We start from the raw sequence: 17,468 nt of genomic DNA, 5'->3' as shown, positions 1-17,468 counted from the left end.
GACGCCCGTGCCCACGCCCAAAGAGATCCTCGATTTCGCCAAAAAGAACGACGTCAAGATGGTCGACATCCGCTTCACCGACCTCCCGGGCCTGTGGCATCACATTACCTTCCCCATCGTCCAGCTCAGCGAGGCCAGCTTCGAGGATGGCTTCGGCATGGATGGCTCCAGCATCCGCGGCTGGGCCGCCATCCATGAGAGCGATATGCTCCTTACCCCCGACGCGTCCTGGTTCATGCTGGATCCCTTCTGCACCGAAGCCACGCTGGTGCTGATCGGCAGCATTAGCGACCCGCTCACCCGCCAGCATTACGAAAAAGACCCCCGCTACATCGCACAAAAAGCGGAAGCCTACCTGCTCTCGACCGGCCTTGCCGACGAGGCTTTCTTTGGCGCCGAAGCCGAGTTTTTCATCTTCGACAATGTCCGCTTCGATCAGCGCGAGCAGCACGGCTTCTACTTCATTGACGCCGAGGAGGGCCGCTGGAACTCCGGCCGCGAGGCCGACAATCTCGGCTATCGCCCGCGCGTCAAAGAAGGTTATTTTCCCGTCCCACCCACCGACCACTACCAGGACCTGCGCACCGAGATGGTGATGCGCCTCCAGGCCGCCGGCCTCCACGTCGAGTGCCACCACCACGAAGTCGCCACCGCCGGCCAGGCCGAAATCGACCTCCGCTTTGACACCTTGCTGAAGAGCGCCGACCACATGATGCAGTACAAGTACATCGTCCGCAACGTCGCCAACGAGTACGGCAAGACCGTGACCTTCATGCCCAAGCCTATCTTTGGCGACAACGGCAGCGGCATGCATGTCCACCAGTCGCTGTGGAAGTCAGGCAAGCCGCTCTTCGCTGGCGACGGCTACGCCGGCCTCGCACCCATGGCGCTCAACTATATCGGCGGCCTGCTGCAGCACGCCCCCGCCCTTGCCGCCCTCATGGCGCCCACCACCAATAGCTATAAGCGCCTCGTCCCCGGCTACGAGGCCCCAGTGAACCTCGCCTACTCGCGCCGCAATCGCTCCGCCGCCTGCCGCATTCCCATGTACTCGTCCTCGCCCAAGGCCAAGCGCGTCGAGTTCCGCCCGCCCGATCCCTCGGCCAACCCCTATCTCTGTTTCTCGGCGCTGCTGCTGGCTGGCCTCGACGGCATCGAGAACCGCACCGATCCCGGCGAGCCGCTCGACCGCGACATCTACGACCTCAAACCGGAAGAGCTCAAAGATGTGCCTTCGCTCCCCGCCTCCCTCGATGCCGCCCTCGACGCCCTTGAAGCCGACCACGAGTTCCTCCTCAAAGGCGACGTCTTCACCGAAGAGGTCATCCACACCTGGATCGACTACAAGCGCAAAAACGAAGTCGACGCCGTCCGCCTCCGTCCTCACCCCTACGAGTTCGCCCTCTACTACGACATCTAGCCCGCCGGCGAGCCTATGGCGAGCCTATAATGCGCCGCAACAGCGGCAACGGCGGTCCGCCACCGGCCAAGTAAGTCACAGCGGGTATAGGCCGGTATAGGATGGAAGAGAGCCATGCCTCTCGACACCTCGACCCCCGAAGGGCGCATCTTCTACGGCGCCATCGCCCTCGCCCTCGTGGCCGCGGTGGCCGTCGGCGGTTGGCGTGGCGCTGCCGCCGGCAGTGGCGTGCTCGTAGGCGCGGTGTTCAGCATCCTGAATTACGTCTGGCTGCGCTCGGGCGCCAATGCGCTCCTCGCCGCCGCCGCCGGGCAGCAAATGACGCGGCCCATGTACCGCGGCGCGGTGATGTTTCTGGTCCGCTTCGCGTTGCTCGGCCTCTGCGTTTACGCTATACTAATCAGTCGTTTGGTGCCTCTGCCGCCGGTTCTGGGAGGCTTGTTTGTCGTTCCCGCGGCCGCGCTGCTGGAGGGACTGCGGCTCTTGGCCGCACCCCAGGCTTCCGAATAGAAACTTTGACTGTGACCGTTTAGCATGCCTGAACAAATCTGGTTCACCCACATCCTGAACGCCCTCTTCGCGGCGCCGGTCGACGGTCTGTTCCACCTCCTCGGCATTCCCGTCCTCTATCCTGCCGCGCCCATTACCAATACCTTCGCCCTCGAAGTCCTGACCGCCCTGATTCTGGTTATTATCGCCACCCTCGTGCGCAGCCGCCTTTCTGTCGAGCGTCCCGGCGCCATCCAGCAATCGGTCGAGCTGAGCTGGAACGCCATCGGCGATCACGGCGAAGAAGTCATCGGCCATGGCGGCAAGCGCTTTCTACCCTTCCTGTTCACCTTGTTCTTCTTCATCCTGATCGGCAATCTGATGGGCCTGGTACCCAGTCTCGATTCGCCCACCGCCGGCATCGAAACCACGCTCGGTCTGGCTCTCGCCACGTTTGTCTACTTCCACGCCGTCGGCTTGAAAAAGCTCGGCATCGTGAAGTACGCCAAGTCCTTCGCCGGGCCCATGATCTTTCTGGCCCCACTCATGGTGCCGCTCGAAATCATCAGCAGCTTCGCCCGCATCCTCTCCCTCAGCGTTCGTCTCTTCGCCAACATGTTCGCGGGCGAGATGATCACCACTATCTTTCTGGCGCTGCTGCCCATCGCCGGCATCGCCTTCATGGGCCTGCACGTCTTCATCGCCATCTTGCAGGCCTACATCTTCATGGTTTTGGCGATGGTCTATCTCTCCGGCGCCACCGCCGAGGAGCACTAGGCCATGCCCGTCCCGCAGCACCCCGCCGCGTGAGACCGTAACGCCCCCGCGCCTACGGGAACCACCTCCAGTGGGGAATTTCATTGCCGTTCAAACAAGGAGCTCTCATGCGTACTAAATTGATGTACCTTTTTGCCACTCTCAGTGCCATTTTGTTTGCCGCCCAGCCCCTGCTCGCGCAAGGCGGCGCTGCCGGTTCTTCGGCCATTAAGCTCGGCGCCGTCGGCATGGGCATTGCCTCCGGCATCTGCGGCATCGGCCAGGGCATGGCGACCAAAGGCGCCGCTGAAGGCGCGGCCCGCAATCCCGGCGCCATTGCCCACGTGCGCTTTGCCCTCATCTTCGGTATTGTCATGATTGAGTCGCTGGCGCTCTACACCTTCGTCATCGTCCTTCTCGGCTACTAAGGACACCCAGCGATCAGCGATCAGCCTTCAGCTTGCCCGTCGCGGCGGAAAGCTGATTGCTGACGGCTGATAGCCTATACTGTTGTAGGTTTTGGGGCGCCTAGCTCAGTTGGTTAGAGCGCGGTCCTCACACGGCCGAGGTCACTGGTTCGAGCCCAGTGGCGCCCACCAGGAATATTCCGTGCGGATGATTGAAGTCCAGGAACTGCGGTTGCACCCGGTGCCTTTCGCTTTGCACTGGACCGCCGGCAAAGATGAGGCTCTGGCCGAAGTGCCGGAAGTCACCGGTGAGTTGCATTTCGAAGGCAAAGCGCGCCTGGTCGGCGAAGGCATGCGCCTGCAAGGCCATGTCCGCGGCGACATCGCCCCCGCCTGCGCGCGTTGCCTCGAACCCATCTCTATGACGGTCGACCGCGACGTGGACCTCTTATACGAGCCCGAAGCCCTCATCGGCGATAGCGCCGAAGCGGAAATTCACGCCGCCGATACCGAAGTGGCCTTCTTTTCCGGCCCCGGCGTCGACCTGGAGGAAGTGGCGCGCGAGCAGATCCTGCTGGCGCTGCCCATGCAGCCGCTCTGCAAGTCAGATTGCAGGGGTCTCTGTGCCCGCTGCGGCGCCAACTTGAATCAAGGGCCGTGCCCATGCGCGCCCGCCGCCGACGACCGCTGGAGCGCCCTCAAATCGCTGCGCCCGCCCGGCCAAAACAAATAGCGATCTGGAGAATTTTCAATGCCTAATCCCAAACGACGCCATTCCCATCAGCGCACCAGCACCCGCCGGGCGCACGATTTTCTTACCGCGGGCTCGCTGTCGGAATGCCCCAACTGCCATGAGCAGAAGCTGCCCCACCGCGCCTGCCCGCGCTGCGGTTTTTACAAGGATCGCGAGATCTTCGAAGTCAAGGAGAAGAAGTAGCTCCACCCTTCCGTGTCCACTCCACTGACAATTGCTTTGGATGCCATGGGCAGCGACCACGCCCCGGCGCCGGAGGTGGATGGCGCGGTCGCCGCAGTTCGGGAGTACGGAGTTAAAATCCTCCTCGTCGGTTTGGAGGACCGCCTTCGCCACGCTCTCGACTCCTATAAGCCCGCCGACCGTCAGCACATCGAAATCGTCCCGGCTACCGAAGTCATCACCATGGAGGACAAGGCCGTGCGCGCGGTCCGCACCAAGCGCGACTCCTCCATCCATGTCTGCGCCCGCCTGGTGAAATCCGGCCGCGCCGTGGGGCTGGTGAGCGCCGGCAACACCGGTGCCGTGATGGCCACCAGCAAGCTCATGCTGGGCAGCCTCGAAGGCGTTCAGCGCCCCGCCCTCGCCACCGTCGTGCCCACCGCCGGCGGCCGCGCCGCTATCCTCATTGATGTGGGCGCCAACGTCGACTGCCGTCCCGAGCACCTCGAGCAGTTCGCCATCATGGGTTCGATCTATGCCCGCGTGATTCTGGGCTGCGACCGCAAAGACGCCGTCGAAGGACCGCGTGTCGGCCTGTTGTCGATCGGCGAAGAGGAAATCAAAGGCAACGAGTTGACCCGCGAAGCCCTGGGCCTGCTCCGCCAATTGCCCCTCAATTTCGTGGGCAACGTCGAGGGCCGTGACATCTATCGCGGCAAGGTCGATGTCATCGTCTGCGACGGCTTTGTCGGTAACGTCGCCCTCAAAATCAGCGAAGGCCTGGTCGAAGCCGTGCGCAGCACCCTCCGCCACGAGCTCTCCCGCACCCTGCGCAACAAAATCGGCTACCTCCTGGCCCGCCCCGCCTTTGCCGCCCTGCAAAAACGCCTCGACTATTCCGAATATGGCGGCGCCCCGCTGCTGGGCGTGCGCGGCAGCGTCATCATCTGCCACGGTCGCAGCAACGCCAAAGCCATCAAGAGCGCCATCCGCGTCGCCGCCGATTCCGCCACCCACGCCATCAACCACCAGATCGAAACCCAACTCGGCCGCCTCCAACCCGCCCCCAGCGCCTCCGCCCCCGATGCCGATCCCGCCCCCCGCCCCCTGGCATGACTCCCGAGCCTGATACTGAAATACTGATCTACTGAAATACTGAAATACTTCCCATGAAAATTGCCTTCCTTTTCCCCGGCCAGGGCTCCCAATACGCCGGCATGGGCCACGACCTACAGCAGCACTTTCCGGTTGCGGCGGAGGTTTTCGCCACCGCTGATGCGGCCCTCGGCGAGCCCCTCTCCCAGCTTTGCTTTCAGGGCCCCGAAGAGCAGCTCAAACTCACCGCCAACACGCAACCAGCGATTCTTACCGTCTCGGTCGCCGCCGCGCGCGTCCTCGCCGAACGCGGCCTCAAGCCCGATTACGTCGCCGGTCACAGCCTGGGCGAATACTCGGCCTTGGTGGCGGCCGCCTGTCTCGACTTCAAAGAAGCCGTCAAAGTTGTCCGCCGCCGCGGCGAACTGATGCAAGAAGCCGTCCCCGCTGGCCAAGGCGCCATGGCGGCAATCCTGGGTATGGAAGCCGAGGCCGTCATCGCCCTCTGCGCCGAAGCCGCCCAGAGCGAGGTCTGCTCGCCCGCCAACTTCAACTCCCCCGGCCAGATCGTGATCGCCGGTGACAAGGCCGCCGTCGATCGCGCCGTCGAGCTCGCCTCCTCGCGTGGCGTCAAAGCCATTCCGCTGCCCGTCAGCGCTCCCTTCCATTGCGCCCTCATGGCCCCCGCGCAGGAAACGCTGCAGTGGGACCTCTGGAACACCTATTTTTCCGAGCTGGAAATGCCGCTCATGACCAACGTTGATGCCGAGCTGATCGAAGCCGCCGAAGAAGCCCGCGACGGCCTCATCCGTCAGGTCACCGCTCCCGTCCAATGGGAGCGCTCCATGCGCGGTTTGCTCGAAAAAGGTGTCACCCACTTCATCGAAGTCGGCCCCGGCAAGGTCCTGAGCGGCCTCATGCGCCGCATCGACCGCGGCGCGGTCACCTGCAACGTCGAAGATTCTTCCTCACTCGAAAAAACTCTGGAGGCGATGGCACATGCCTGACATCAGTCATCAGTCATCAGTCATCAGCCATCAGTCGGGTGGTCGCGTGGCTCTGGTGACCGGCGCTTCGCAGGGCATTGGGCGCGCGATTGCGCTGGCGCTTGCCGCCGACGGTTGCGCCATCGCGTGCGCCGCGCGCAACGCCGAAAAGTTGGCCGCGGTCGTCGCTGAAATTGAAGCCGCCGGCAGCCGCGCCCTCGCCGTCCCTATGGACGTGGCCGACGAAGCCCAGGTCAAAGCCGGCGTGCAGCAAGTCATCGCCCAGCTCGGCAAATGCGACATCCTGATCAACAACGCCGGCATGACACGCGATCAGCTCCTGCTGCGCATGAAAAAAGCGGACTGGGACGCCGTCCTCGCCACCGATCTCACCGGCGCCTTTCTCACCTCGCAAGCCGTCCTGCCCGGCATGGTGCGCGCCCACTGGGGCCGCATCATCAATATCGCGAGTGTGGTCGCCCAGAGCGGCAATCCCGGCCAGACCAATTACGTCGCCGCCAAAGCCGGCCTCATCGGTTTCACCAAAGCTTTGGCGCTCGAGGTCGCCTCGCGTCAGATCACCGTCAACGCCGTCGCCCCCGGCTTCATTGCGACCGCCATGACCGCATCGCTCGGCGACAAGGTGCAGGAGGCGCTGCTCGCGCGCGTGCCCCTCGGCCGCATGGGCAGTGAAGCCGATATCGCCGCCGCCGTATCCTTTCTGGCCAGTGATCGCGCCGCCTACATCACCGGAGAAACGCTCGCCGTCAACGGTGGGCTATATTTGGCATAGGAGAAAAAAGGGAATGTTCAACACCCGCGGCATCAAACTCACTTGGCTGGGCCAGTCTACCTACCGCATCCAGTCCAACGGTAAAACCTTCTATCTGGATCCCTTCCTGACGCCCAATCCGTTCTGTCCGGAAAGCGAAAAGAACCCCACTCAGGCCGATTTCATCCTGGTCACCCACGGTCACGCCGATCACACCAGTGACTTGGTGGCGCTCGCCAAGCGTACGCACGCCAAAGTGGTCTGCATGCTCGAACTCGGCCTCTGGCTCGAAAAAGAAGGCATTCCCGCTGACCAGATCATCGGTTGCCACAAAGGCGCCACCATCGAGCTGGGCGGCGCCAAAATTTCCATGGTCCATGCCGATCACTCCAGCAGCGTGAAGGGTCCGGATGGGCTCGCCATCTACACCGGCGAGGCCGCCGGCTTCATGATTCATTTTGCCGAAGGCCTGCGCACCTACTTCGCCGGCGACACCGCCGTCTTTGGTGACATGCGCCTGCTCGCCGAAATCTATCAGCCCGAGGTCGCCTTCCTGCCGATGGGCGATTTCTTTACCATGGGTCCCATGGAAGCCGCGCACGCCTGCCGCCTGCTCGGCGTCCCCTACGTCGTGCCCAATCACTTCGCCACCTTCCCGGTGCTCACTGGCACGCCCGCCGGCCTGCGCCAGCAACTCCAGGCCGCCGGCACGCCCTGCGAAGTCTGCGAGATAAAGCCCGGCCAGACGATATGATTGTCAACCCTCCCGTCGAAGACTATCTCTACGGCCTGCTGCCGCCCAGCCCGCCCGTGCTGGCGGAAATGGAATCCCAGGCTAAGCAGCGTTCGCTCCCCATCATCGGCCCCATGGTCGCCCGCTGCCTCGCGCTCCTCACCCGCCTCGTGGGCGCCAAGCGCGTCTTCGAGCTCGGCTCCAACATCGGCTACTCCACTCTCTGGTGGGCCTCGGCGGTCGGCGAGGGCGGGGAAGTGTTCTACACCGACCTCAGTTCCGATCTGGCCGCCGAAGCCCGCGGCTACTTCGAGCGCGCCGGCCTTGCCGATCGCATTCGTACGTGCGTTGGCGATGCGCTCCAGTCACTCGCCTCGACACCCGGTGAGCTCGACATCATCTTCATCGACCACGACAAGCCGCAATATCCCGCCGCGCTCCGCCAAGCCCTCCCGCGCCTCCGAACCGGCGGCCTGCTGGTCGCCGACAACGTTCTCTGGCGCGGCCAGGTCGCCGAGCCTGCAACCGATGAAGAAACGCGGGCCATCATCGAATTCAACCGCCTGCTCTATGCTGACCCCCGCCTCGAGCCCGTGATCCTGCCCCTCCGCGACGGCGTCGCCGTAGCACGGAAGCGTGCGGCATGATTAAACTGGACCTCGTTCACTCACTCGAAGTCGAGGAGTTCCTCCTCACCCGCCTGGCCTTCTCCCCCGACGGCTCCGAAATCGCCGTTGGCCACAAGCAATTTCAAAGCTACGCCGTCGAGACCGGCGCCCCCCACGCCAGTTTCGTCTTCCCGGAACTGCTGGCACAGTTGGCCTATAGCCCCGACGGCCGCTTCGTCGCTGCCGCTAACGTGGGCGACAACCACCCCGCCACGCGCGGCCGCGTGAGCCTGTTTCAGGCCGCAACCGGTGCTCAGCTCTGGACCTCCGAATCGCAGCGTCCCGTCGAAACCTGCGCCTTTAATGCCGGCGATCTCTTCTGGAACGCCGGCGAATCCCTCGCCGGTGCGCACTGCGACCCGCAAGCCGCGCTCGCCGCCCTTCCCGTGCCCAACCTGCAAATCCGCGCCCTCGCCTGCAAAGATGGCGGCTGGGTCTGCTTTGGCCGCGAAACCGTCGGCGCTGTCCAGCAGGTCGAAGGCGCCGATCTCATTTTCCGCAAGTTCCGCGTCCTCACTCTCGACCGCCTGGGCGCCGTCCAGAAGAATTTCGATCTCGGCATCGGCGCCGGCGTCCACGCCCTCTCGCCCGACGGCAAACTCCTCGCCGCCGAAATGGTCGACTTCAAGAACAACGAGCGCCATGTCTCCCTCATCGACGTGGAAACCGGCGTCGAAGCCAACCTCCTGCCGCTCGAGGCCAACACTCTCCCCGTCCTCGCCTTCGGTGCCGGCTCCGACTACTTCCTGGTGATGAAAGAAGACGCCGAGGCCAACTTCAACCTCATCCGCCTCTGGCGCACCAGCGACCTCAAACTCCTCGGCGAAGCCCAGGTCGATCTCGCCTTCCACAGCCTCGCCACCTGCCTCGACCACTCCCTTCTCGCCTGCCTCGGCGGCGGTAAACTCGACCTGTTCTCGCTAAGTTAGCGCACTCAGCTACGTCTAGGGTGTACTCAAATGGCGGCAGCTTGGAGGATCCCTGAGCGCCAGCGGCCGGACGCTGCCGGGAATCGAAGCCCGTACACTAGGCGGCCAGCGGGAGCGATCATGGCAATAGGTGGCGAGCCACTCCGGCTATCGCCAACGCCGCCTTCAGGGCGAGGATAGTAAAGAAGCCTGCATCCATCGCTTAAGGATTCATAACTATGCAAATCGGGGAATTGGCGGCCAAGGCGGAAGTGAAGATCTCCACCATACGTTTCTACGAGCGTGCGGGGCTGTTGCCTGCGCCCGGCCGCAGCCAGGGCGGCCGCCGCCTCTACCAGGCGCGTGATCTGCAGCGGCTCCGCTTCATCCGCCAGGCGCAGGAATTCGGCTTTGCCCTGAACGACATCCGCCACCTGCTCGCAACCCGCGAACACGGCGGGGCCGTCTGTTCTGAAGTGCAGACTCTGGCCCAGCGCGAGCTGGCGCGCACCGATTACAAACTCGAGCACCTGCGAGCGTACCGCCGCGAGCTGCAGCGCACGCTTGCCCGCTGGCAGCAGCAGCCGCAGCCCACCTGCTCCTCGCGCGAAATCTGTGGCCTGATCGAGCGCCCTCACGGGCCGATCGAAAAGATATGAACTGTCGGGCCGTCCCTGCCCGGCGCCGGCGCCTCGCCGTGCATAAGCACCGGCTTGCCCGCCAGCTCCGCCCACGCGCGCGGCACCGGCCCGGTAACCCGCAGATCCTCCGCGTTGCCGCTCACCTGAAACACCCAGTGCCCGTCTTCTTGCCGCAGCTTGCCCGTGGCGCTCAGCAGCGCCTGGCGCGGATTGAACCCCTGCGCCCGGATCGCCTTGCGAATCTGACGTAATCCAACCCGGTTGACACGCGCCAGCGTTATTTCCGCCAGCCCCAGATTTATCTCAACTTTGACTCCCGTCACGCCCGGGATCTTGCCTACGGCCACGCTCACGGCGTGGGCGCAGACCCCTCAATCCATTCCGTAGATCGTCTGTTGAATATGCTGGTACTGCGCCCGCGCGCCCACGCCCAACGCGGCCACCAGCAGCAACAATGTCAGACCCGCTCGCTTCATAGACCCTCCTCAAAAAAAATAGCTCACGTCAATCACCACCCGGTGCCGCTCGGGCCGAAACCCCGCACCGCCGCCAGAATAGATTGGCCATTGCACGCCCGCGCTGAAGCCGATGTCTTTATGAATCAGCAACACCGAAGGTCCCAGAAACACCTGATCGCCAGAGCTGCGCACCGTGCTGTCGTGTTCACCCGTGAGCTCGGCAAAAACCCGCCAGTCCAGCCCGGGATAGTGTTGCCGCGCGGCAAACGGCCGATACCCATACACCAGACTGTAGAACGCCGTGTTCAGCGCCGCCTTTTGGCCACCTGCGCTCAGGTACTGGTCGCCAACCCCCGCCCATAGATAGTTCGTGCGCGAGGCCAGTCCCGTTGCCACCGCCGCGTAAACGCCTTTGCCCTGCGATGCCTGCGGCCCCGGTACGTCCACGCCGAAATACGCCGTGCTCTCCCGCCGCAAGCCCACAGCGGGTTCCCGCCGCTGAAAGCGCCAGCCCGTCAATGCCTCAAACTCGCCATTCGCCGCCATCATCCCGGTAAGCCGCGCCGCTGGCCGGCGCGTGTTCCCGAGCATCGCCGGCGCTGAGAACGAGATTTCCCAGTTCGCGGTTAACCCATAGGTCAGCATGGCACGCATCATTTCTGCCTCGGCCGCCTCGCCCGCGCGTCCGGCTCGGAACATGGGCGCGAAATCCAGTGTCCAGGCGCCCTTACCATTGGTCGGCGTGGCCAGCCCAAACACCGGCCCGTGGCCGTTCGCCAGTGCAGGCGTCACTGTCAGCGCCAGCGCGCATCCCAAAATGAACTGTCCTCGCAGTCGCATAAGAAAACGGGCCCGGCTCGCGCCGGGCCCGAGAGTGTCACTGTTTGATCATCGACTTCCCACAGCAGCAGTGCGGGCTTCCTTGGCCCGCACATTTCGGATTTGCGCTATGGGTCACGCGGACCTCACATCCGCAGCTCGCATCCGGGCAGCGGTAGACTTCTCCTTCCACCAATGGCATATTGCCTCCTTTCAACTTCAGGCTAATTCCTGCACTCGGGTGTAGGAGCAAGCGTTATTTTTGTGCGCACTGCGACCAACGGGAGCGACCAGTCGCGGCAACTTGGAGGCGCCCTGAGCGCCAGCGGGCGTCCGTTGCCGGGGAGCGACGTTCGGCCACAGCCCGACCAGCGGGAGGGCGGCTCCAAAAAGAGGTGGCCGTGCCACGGCAAAAAGTGGCGAGCCACTACCTGAGGCGCCGGCCGCGCTTGCCCGGGTCTTGCAGGGCAGCGATCAAGGGGCACGACAAGCGCCCGCCGCCGTCGCCACAGCGGTGCACCAGGTCGCGCAGCGCCCGCTCGATGTGGCGCAGATCGGCCAGGCGCGAGCGCACCAGCGCCAGCTTGCTTTCGCCCAGCGAGCGCGCCTCCCGGCAATGGGTTCCGTCCTCCAGGCGCAGCAGTTCGTGGACCTCACCCAGGCTGAAACCTAACCGTTGCGCATGTTTGATGAACTCCAGCCGTGCAAGATCCTCGGCGCCATAGCGCCGGATCCCTCCCAGTGGCCGGGAGGGCACGGCGAGCAAGCGCCGACGCTGGTAGAAGCGGATCGTTTCCACGTTGACGCTCGCCCGCCGGGCCAGTTCGCCAACCGTCATCCTCGGGGCCGTATCCACTGTGAGGAGCATGCAAACATTCCCCTTGACTCCGTACTTAAGTACGGTTCTAGTCTAGCAGTGGAGGCAGAAAAAGCGATGGCGGCGAACCCAACAACGGAAGCATCCAACCCGCGCGGAACTGGCAAAGGCTGGCTGGCGGCGGGAGGCGTACTCGCCATTCTGGCCTCAGCCTGCTGCCTGGGACCATTGCTTTTTGTGGCCGTAGGCTTGGGCGGCGTTTGGCTAAGCCACTTGCAGAACCTCGAACCCTATCGCCCCATCTTTCTGGCGGTAGCCGCGATTGCGCTTGCTCTGGCTTACCGTGTCATATTTCGCTCTTCCCCGGCGTGCGCACCCGCAAAAATGTGCGCCCGGCCGCCGGTGCGCCGGCTCTACCGCTCCCTCTTTTTCGTCGTGGCCGCGCTGCTGCTGCTGGCATTTGCTTTTCCCTATCTGGCGCCAGTGTTTTACTGATCGATACTCAGGAGGCTCGCAATGAAACGTCTCGTTCTCAATTCCGTTCTCTCACTCGCGTTGCTCTCTTTTCTTTCCGCCCCCGCTTGGGCAGCAACGCGCACCGTGGTACTTTCCGTTCCCGGAATGACCTGCCCGGTTTGTCCGATAACCGTCAAGACGGCACTGCAGCGCTCCCCCGGCGTTGAACAGGTCACGGTCAATTTCAGCCGCAAAGAAATTCGCGTCAGCTACAACGACGCCAAAACCAATGTTGCAGCCTTGGAGAAGGTTACGGCTCGAGCCGGTTACCCTTCGCACGTCGAAAAAGCCAAGCAAAAATAGGAGGAGTCTCGATGCCCCAAACCATTCACACGGATGCAGTCGACCTGCTCATCATCGGCGGCGGGTCAGCAGGGTTCGCGGCGGCCATCGCGGCTGCGGAATTAGGAGCCTCGGTCACCATGGTGGAGCGGGGAACTTTGGGTGGCACCTGCGTTAATGTAGGCTGCGTTCCCTCCAAGACCATGATTCGAGCCGCTGAGGCTTCCCATCGCGCTGGCCACGCCGCCTTTGCCGGCGTCCGTACCCACGCGGAGCCCGTAGCGCTGGAGGCTATCGTGGCGCAAAAAGACGAACTCGTCGCCTCCTTGCGCCAAAGCAAATACAGGGATGTGCTGGCCGCATATCCTTCCGTCAAGCTGGCGGTCGGCAGCGCGCGGTTGGGCCGGGATGGCCTCGTCAGCGTGGGAGGCGAACCCGTCCCCGCAGGCAAAGTGCTCCTGGCCACCGGTGCGCGGCCCTGGGCGCCGCCCATCTCAGGGCTGGCTGACGTCCCCTACCTGACCAGCACCGAGGCTCTGGCGCTCAGCACCATTCCCCGTCGCCTCATTGTGCTGGGCGGCGGGGCAGTCGGGCTGGAACTGGCGCAGATGTTCGCGCGCCTGGGCAGTCAGGTGACCGTATTAGAAGCCGCACCGCGGATCCTTCCCGGCGAGGACGCCGAAATCAGTGAGCTGTTGGTGGACTATCTACGCGGCGAAGGCATGACGATCCGTGCGGGCGCCATGGTGACCGGGGTCACCGGGCAGCCGGGGGCATACCAGTTGCGCCTCCGCGAAGGTAGCGCCAATACAGTGTTGGAAGCCGAACAGCTTCTCGTCGCTACGGGTCGGCGCGCCAATACGGCCGGCCTGGGGTTGGAATCTGCTGGAATCCGCCTGGGCGCCAAGGGCGAGATCCTGGTGAGCGATCATCTGGAAACCAACCACGCCGGAATTTACGCTGCCGGAGATGTAATCGGCGATCCCATGTTCGTGTACGTGGCGGCCTACGCCGGAAATCTGGCTGCGACCAACGCCCTGCAGGGTAACCAGCGGCGCTATGACCTGAGCGCGTTGCCTCGGGTGACCTTTACCGATCCTGCCGTGGCTTCCGTAGGCTTAACCGAGGCGCAGGCCCGGGAGCAAAATGCAACCGAATGGCGGCAGCTTGGAGGAGGCCTGAGCGCCAGCGGGCGGACCCTGCCGGGAATCGAAGCCCGCACTCCAAGCGACCAACGGGAGCGACCAGGGCAAAAAGTGGCGAGCCACATCAGGGTTGCCCGGCTGCCCATGTCCTATGTGCCCCGCGCGCTGGCGGCGCGCGACACCCGGGGTATGATCAAACTCGTGGCTGGCGATAACGGTCTACTCCTGGGTGCTCACTTTCTCGCGCCAGAAGCAGGGGAAATGGTCCAGGCGGCTGCGACCGCCATCCGCTTCCATATCCCCGTCGACGAACTCGCCTCTATGTTCCACCCGTACTTGACCAACGCGGAAGGCCTGAAGCTCGCCGCACAAACATTCACTCGAGATGTAAAAAAACTATCCTGCTGCGCTGCTTAAAAAACCGTAACCGGATTGCGCCGGGCGCATCATCCATAAGGAACCGTGACCAGGCCACTCGATCTCCTCGTAATTGGCAGCGGATCCGCTGCCCAGACGATCGCTCACCAGTGCCGTGCGGCCGGCTGGCAAGTGGCCATCGTGGACTCGCGGCCCTTCGGCGGAACCTGCGCTTTGCGCGGTTGCGACCCCAAAAGAGTTCTGGCGGGCGCTGCCGAAGCGGTGGCTTGGGGACGGCGCCTGCAAGGCAAGGGGATCTTGGCCCCGCCCACCATCGACTGGCCCGCCCTTATGCGCTTCAAGCGCACCTTCACCGACCCCGTTCCTGCCGCCCGGGAAGACAGTTTCCGCAAGGCTGGCATCACCGCCTACCACGGCCGCGCCCGGTTCGTCACTCCAACCACAATCCGTATCGGTGAGGAACAGCTCGAGCCGCGCCGTGTGGCGATTGCCGCTGGCGCCAAGCCCGTGCCGCTCGCTATCCCTGGCGCAGAGCTCTTGACCACCAGCGAACAGTTCCTGGATCTTGACACGCTCCCACGCCGGATCACTTTTGTGGGTGGGGGTTACGTTTCCTTCGAATTCGCCCACATTGCTGTACGTGCCGGAGCCGAAGTAACGATCTTGCATCGCGACGCCCGCCCGCTGGCGCATTTTGATCCCGACCTCGTGGAGGTGCTCGTCGCCAAAACCCGCGCCCTGGGTGTCCGGGTCGAACTCGATACCCCGGTGCGCTCCCTGGAGCGTACCGGCCAGGACCTCACCGTCCGTGCCGGACCGGAGTCAGCGCCCCGCTCGTTCCTCACGGATCTGGCGGTGCACGGCGCCGGTCGCATCGCCGACATTGACGATATGAACCTGGACGCAGGCGGCGTGACCTGGAACCGCCACGGCGTCGCGGTCAATGAGTTTTTGCAGAGCATTTCCAACCCGTCCGTCTACGCCGCCGGCGATGCGGCCGCCACCGCCGGTGCGCCACTGACGCCCGTGGCCGGCTATGAGGGTCAGGTCGTGGCAGCCAATTTGCTCCATGGCAACCACACCACCGCCAATTACGCCGGCTTGGCCTCGGTCGTCTTCACCGTGCCGCCGCTGGCCACCGCCGGCCTGAGCGAACAGGAAGCTAAAACCAAAGGCCTACGCTTCCGCACCCACCGCGAAGACACCAGCGGCTGGTACTCCTCCCGTCGTGTCGGCGAAAACTACGCTGGCTTCAAAGTGCTGATTGAAGAGGACAGCAACAAAATCCTCGGCGCTCATCTCCTCGGCCCCGGCGCCGAAGAGACGATCAATCTCTTCGCCTTGGCGATTCGCTCCGGCCTCCGCATCCAGGCCCTCGCCGATCCCCTCTTTACCTATCCTACCCACGCCTCCAACCTGCCCTACCTGCTGTGAAGCCGCTACGACAACTAAGATCTCGCCACACCGCTCTCAGCGTTGTGCTGTGCCTCGCGGCCATCACGGCGATTTTCGGACCTGCCTCCGCCAGAGGGCAAGACAAAATCGCCCCCCTGCATATCCATGTCGGCCAGCAGGCGCCCGCTTTTGTCTTGCCCTCAGCGGAGAGTGGATTGGTTAAGCTGCGCCGCTATCGCGGGCACAGTGTGCTCATCGACTTTTATCGCGGCTATTGGTGACCCTACTGCATGGGCGAACTCGGTGAGTTCGCGAAGCACGCAGGCGAGTTTAGAGCTCTTGATGTCCAAATCCTGGCGATCAGCGTTGATCCCATCGCCAAAGCCCGCTGGGTACACGATCACCTCCACACTCCTTTCCCCATTCTGTCGGATGCGAAACAACAGGTCATGAAACTGTATGGCACCCGCTCTCCGGAGTACCGAAATCTCCTGGGCATCAGCGTCAACACGCCGACACTGGTGCTGATTGATCAACAGGGGATCATCCGCTGGATTCATCAGGCCAGCAATTTCCGCCTGCGCGAACCGGTCGAAAAGGTTCTCGCCCAAGCCCGGAAACTCTCCCACCGCCCCAAGCCACGAAATAATCCCCCATCTCTGTAATTTCTATCGCTCCACCGGCACATATCTACTGTCCGACCATTCTCCTGACTCGCGCCGGCTTGGAAAGCATACCCGCCAGGCCGGCGCGAGCATAAACGAAAGGACCGATTCCCTATGTGCTGCAAATGTAACCGCTGGCTTCTGCTCGCCCTCATCGCCATGTTCGGAGTGGCGCTGTTCGCCCACGCTCAACAGGCCATGGGCATGCAAAAAATGGATATGAATGACATGCCCTACGCCAAAATCAAGGCCATGTTGTCCAACCCCGCCATGAAGATGAACGCCATGAAAATGGCCAAAATGAACCACGTATTGCTCATGGCCGGCATGCCCGTCCAGGGCGAGAAAGTGAGCTGGACCGGCGAGTTGACCGGTGCCAACTGCTATCTCAGCCAGGGCCTGCACGGCCACAATCATGCGATGTGCGCCAAGGCCTGCGTGGCCGCGGGCTCGCCCGTCGTCTTCATTCACGGCAATCACGTCTACACCGTGCTAACCGCGACCGATGGCATGCCGCTGCCGGAGGCCGCTTACGATGACCTCGGTGTGCCCGGTGTCACGGTGCAGGGAACCATCGTCCATCGCCATGGCTCCGACGCCCTTGCGGTGATGTCGGTCGCTCGCTGATCGCACTAAACTGAAGCTTGGCCAACGCACTACCATTCACTCCCAGCCTCCCGGATCTGGTAGCCCTCCGCCGCCACGATCCGGAAGTGCTGGCGTCCGTGGTCGCTGAGAACGCGCCGGTGCTCTACCGCGTGGCGCGCGCTTGGGGTGTGCCCGAAGCCGACGCCGACGATCTGGTCCAGGAGACCTTCGTCACCTTTCTCTCCGGCCTCGACCGCTTCGAAGGCCGCAGCCAGCTTCCGCACTTGGCTGTGCGGCATTTTGCGCAACAAAATGCGCGCCTACCGCCGCACCCGCCGTTTCGAGCCGCTTTCCACTGATCCTGGCACGCAACCCGCCCCCGACCTGACCGCCGCCGCCGAAGCCGGCGCGGCCATCCGCCATTGCCTCGCCAATTTGCCGGAGCGCCAGCGCGGCGCCTTCCACCTCGAGCAACTCGACTCCGCCCCCCGCTCCGAACACAGCCGCCGCCTCGGCGTCACTCCCAGTCATTTCGCCGTCCTCCTGCACCGCGCCTACGCGATGTTGCGCGACTGTCTGGAACGCGCCGGCTGGCGCCGCAGCCCGTAAGCGCT

At 63.7% G+C, this 17,468-nt stretch carries 24 protein-coding genes and 1 tRNA gene; 22 read left to right on the top strand and 3 right to left on the bottom strand.

The features are described 5' to 3' along the window. Nucleotides 1-58: 58 nt before the first annotated feature. From glnA to EPN33_09480, 14 genes are all read left to right on the top strand, one after another. Nucleotides 59-1,420 carry a type I glutamate--ammonia ligase gene (gene glnA / locus EPN33_09545; protein ID TAN22161.1) on the top strand — a complete coding sequence of 454 codons (1,362 nt, stop codon included), beginning with the start codon at nt 59-61 and terminating at the stop codon, nt 1,418-1,420. A gap of 114 nt (nt 1,421-1,534) precedes the next feature. Next, on the top strand, nt 1,535-1,930 hold the full coding sequence (locus EPN33_09540) for a hypothetical protein (GenBank protein ID TAN21893.1): 396 nt from the start codon (nt 1,535-1,537) through the stop codon (nt 1,928-1,930). Between the two features lie 24 nt (nt 1,931-1,954). Continuing rightward, nucleotides 1,955-2,686, top strand: a complete 732-nt coding sequence (atpB, locus tag EPN33_09535) for an ATP synthase F0 subunit A (GenBank protein ID TAN21892.1) — start codon at nt 1,955-1,957, stop codon at nt 2,684-2,686. A 107-nt stretch (nt 2,687-2,793) separates the two neighbouring features. Then, a complete protein-coding gene (locus EPN33_09530) occupies nt 2,794-3,093 on the top strand; it encodes a hypothetical protein (protein ID TAN21891.1) in 300 nt (99 codons plus the stop codon). Nucleotides 3,094-3,187: 94 nt separating this feature from the next. After that, a tRNA-Val gene (locus EPN33_09525) sits at nt 3,188-3,264 on the top strand. Nucleotides 3,265-3,274: 10 nt separating this feature from the next. Further along, entirely contained in the window at nt 3,275-3,805 is a 531-nt protein-coding gene (locus EPN33_09520; protein ID TAN21890.1) for a DUF177 domain-containing protein, read from the top strand. Nucleotides 3,806-3,823: 18 nt separating this feature from the next. Beyond that, entirely contained in the window at nt 3,824-4,009 is a 186-nt protein-coding gene (locus EPN33_09515) for a 50S ribosomal protein L32 (protein ID TAN21889.1), read from the top strand. A 12-nt stretch (nt 4,010-4,021) separates the two neighbouring features. Continuing rightward, the gene (gene plsX, locus EPN33_09510) at nt 4,022-5,104 is read left to right on the top strand and encodes a phosphate acyltransferase PlsX (protein TAN21888.1); all 1,083 of its coding nucleotides are present in this window, start codon (nt 4,022-4,024) and stop codon (nt 5,102-5,104) included. A gap of 53 nt (nt 5,105-5,157) precedes the next feature. Continuing rightward, on the top strand, nt 5,158-6,090 hold the full coding sequence (fabD, locus tag EPN33_09505; GenBank protein ID TAN21887.1) for a [acyl-carrier-protein] S-malonyltransferase: 933 nt from the start codon (nt 5,158-5,160) through the stop codon (nt 6,088-6,090). After that, the gene (gene fabG / locus EPN33_09500) at nt 6,083-6,862 is read left to right on the top strand and encodes a 3-oxoacyl-[acyl-carrier-protein] reductase (protein TAN21886.1); all 780 of its coding nucleotides are present in this window, start codon (nt 6,083-6,085) and stop codon (nt 6,860-6,862) included. Before fabD ends, fabG begins: the two co-directional genes overlap by 8 nt. Before the next feature lie 13 nt (nt 6,863-6,875). Further along, nucleotides 6,876-7,595: a metal-dependent hydrolase gene (locus tag EPN33_09495; protein TAN21885.1), complete on the top strand. Its 720-nt coding sequence runs from the start codon at nt 6,876-6,878 to the stop codon at nt 7,593-7,595. Further along, entirely contained in the window at nt 7,592-8,221 is a 630-nt protein-coding gene (locus EPN33_09490; GenBank protein ID TAN21884.1) for an O-methyltransferase, read from the top strand. The genes EPN33_09495 and EPN33_09490 overlap by 4 nt, the downstream gene beginning before the upstream one ends. Then, on the top strand, nt 8,218-9,171 hold the full coding sequence (locus EPN33_09485) for a hypothetical protein (protein ID TAN21883.1): 954 nt from the start codon (nt 8,218-8,220) through the stop codon (nt 9,169-9,171). The genes EPN33_09490 and EPN33_09485 overlap by 4 nt, the downstream gene beginning before the upstream one ends. A 218-nt stretch (nt 9,172-9,389) precedes the next feature. Further along, entirely contained in the window at nt 9,390-9,809 is a 420-nt protein-coding gene (locus EPN33_09480; protein ID TAN21882.1) for a MerR family transcriptional regulator, read from the top strand. Here the strand turns inward: EPN33_09480 and EPN33_09475 are convergent. From EPN33_09475 to EPN33_09465, 3 genes are all read right to left on the bottom strand, one after another. Then, nucleotides 9,785-10,144, bottom strand: a complete 360-nt coding sequence (locus EPN33_09475; GenBank protein TAN21881.1) for a hypothetical protein — start codon at nt 10,142-10,144, stop codon at nt 9,785-9,787. The genes EPN33_09480 and EPN33_09475 overlap by 25 nt on opposite strands. 132 nt (nt 10,145-10,276) lie before the next feature. Continuing rightward, on the bottom strand, nt 10,277-11,089 hold the full coding sequence (locus tag EPN33_09470) for a hypothetical protein (protein TAN21880.1): 813 nt from the start codon (nt 11,087-11,089) through the stop codon (nt 10,277-10,279). A gap of 406 nt (nt 11,090-11,495) precedes the next feature. Next, nucleotides 11,496-11,906 carry a MerR family transcriptional regulator gene (locus EPN33_09465; protein ID TAN21879.1) on the bottom strand — a complete coding sequence of 137 codons (411 nt, stop codon included), beginning with the start codon at nt 11,904-11,906 and terminating at the stop codon, nt 11,496-11,498. A 96-nt stretch (nt 11,907-12,002) separates the two neighbouring features. Between EPN33_09465 and EPN33_09460 the strand changes: the two genes are divergently transcribed. The 8 genes from EPN33_09460 (at nt 12,003) to EPN33_09425 (ending at nt 17,463) form a co-directional block, all read left to right on the top strand. Then, complete coding sequence (locus EPN33_09460) at nt 12,003-12,380, top strand: mercuric transport protein (GenBank protein TAN21878.1); 378 nt, start codon at nt 12,003-12,005, stop codon at nt 12,378-12,380. A gap of 21 nt (nt 12,381-12,401) precedes the next feature. Further along, on the top strand, nt 12,402-12,704 hold the full coding sequence (merP, locus tag EPN33_09455; protein TAN21877.1) for a mercury resistance system periplasmic binding protein MerP: 303 nt from the start codon (nt 12,402-12,404) through the stop codon (nt 12,702-12,704). 11 nt (nt 12,705-12,715) lie between these two features. After that, nucleotides 12,716-14,245 carry an FAD-dependent oxidoreductase gene (locus EPN33_09450; protein TAN21876.1) on the top strand — a complete coding sequence of 510 codons (1,530 nt, stop codon included), beginning with the start codon at nt 12,716-12,718 and terminating at the stop codon, nt 14,243-14,245. A 45-nt stretch (nt 14,246-14,290) separates the two neighbouring features. Beyond that, complete coding sequence (locus EPN33_09445; protein TAN21875.1) at nt 14,291-15,640, top strand: NAD(P)/FAD-dependent oxidoreductase; 1,350 nt, start codon at nt 14,291-14,293, stop codon at nt 15,638-15,640. 251 nt (nt 15,641-15,891) lie between these two features. Further along, a complete protein-coding gene (locus tag EPN33_09440; GenBank protein TAN21874.1) occupies nt 15,892-16,266 on the top strand; it encodes a redoxin domain-containing protein in 375 nt (124 codons plus the stop codon). Nucleotides 16,267-16,380: 114 nt separating this feature from the next. Then, complete coding sequence (locus EPN33_09435) at nt 16,381-16,893, top strand: hypothetical protein (GenBank protein ID TAN21873.1); 513 nt, start codon at nt 16,381-16,383, stop codon at nt 16,891-16,893. A 17-nt stretch (nt 16,894-16,910) separates the two neighbouring features. Further along, nucleotides 16,911-17,213 carry a sigma-70 family RNA polymerase sigma factor gene (locus tag EPN33_09430; protein ID TAN21872.1) on the top strand — a complete coding sequence of 101 codons (303 nt, stop codon included), beginning with the start codon at nt 16,911-16,913 and terminating at the stop codon, nt 17,211-17,213. After that, nucleotides 17,167-17,463, top strand: coding sequence for a hypothetical protein (locus tag EPN33_09425; GenBank protein ID TAN21871.1), 297 nt, complete (start codon nt 17,167-17,169; stop codon nt 17,461-17,463). The genes EPN33_09430 and EPN33_09425 overlap by 47 nt, the downstream gene beginning before the upstream one ends. Nucleotides 17,464-17,468 lie beyond the last annotated feature (5 nt).

The sequence above is a fragment of the Acidobacteriota bacterium genome, from assembly GCA_004299485.1.
Lineage (GTDB): Bacteria > Acidobacteriota > Terriglobia > Terriglobales > SCQP01 > SCQP01.
Note: the sequence above shows the minus strand (reverse complement) of the source record. Positions and strands in the feature narration are given on the sequence as shown.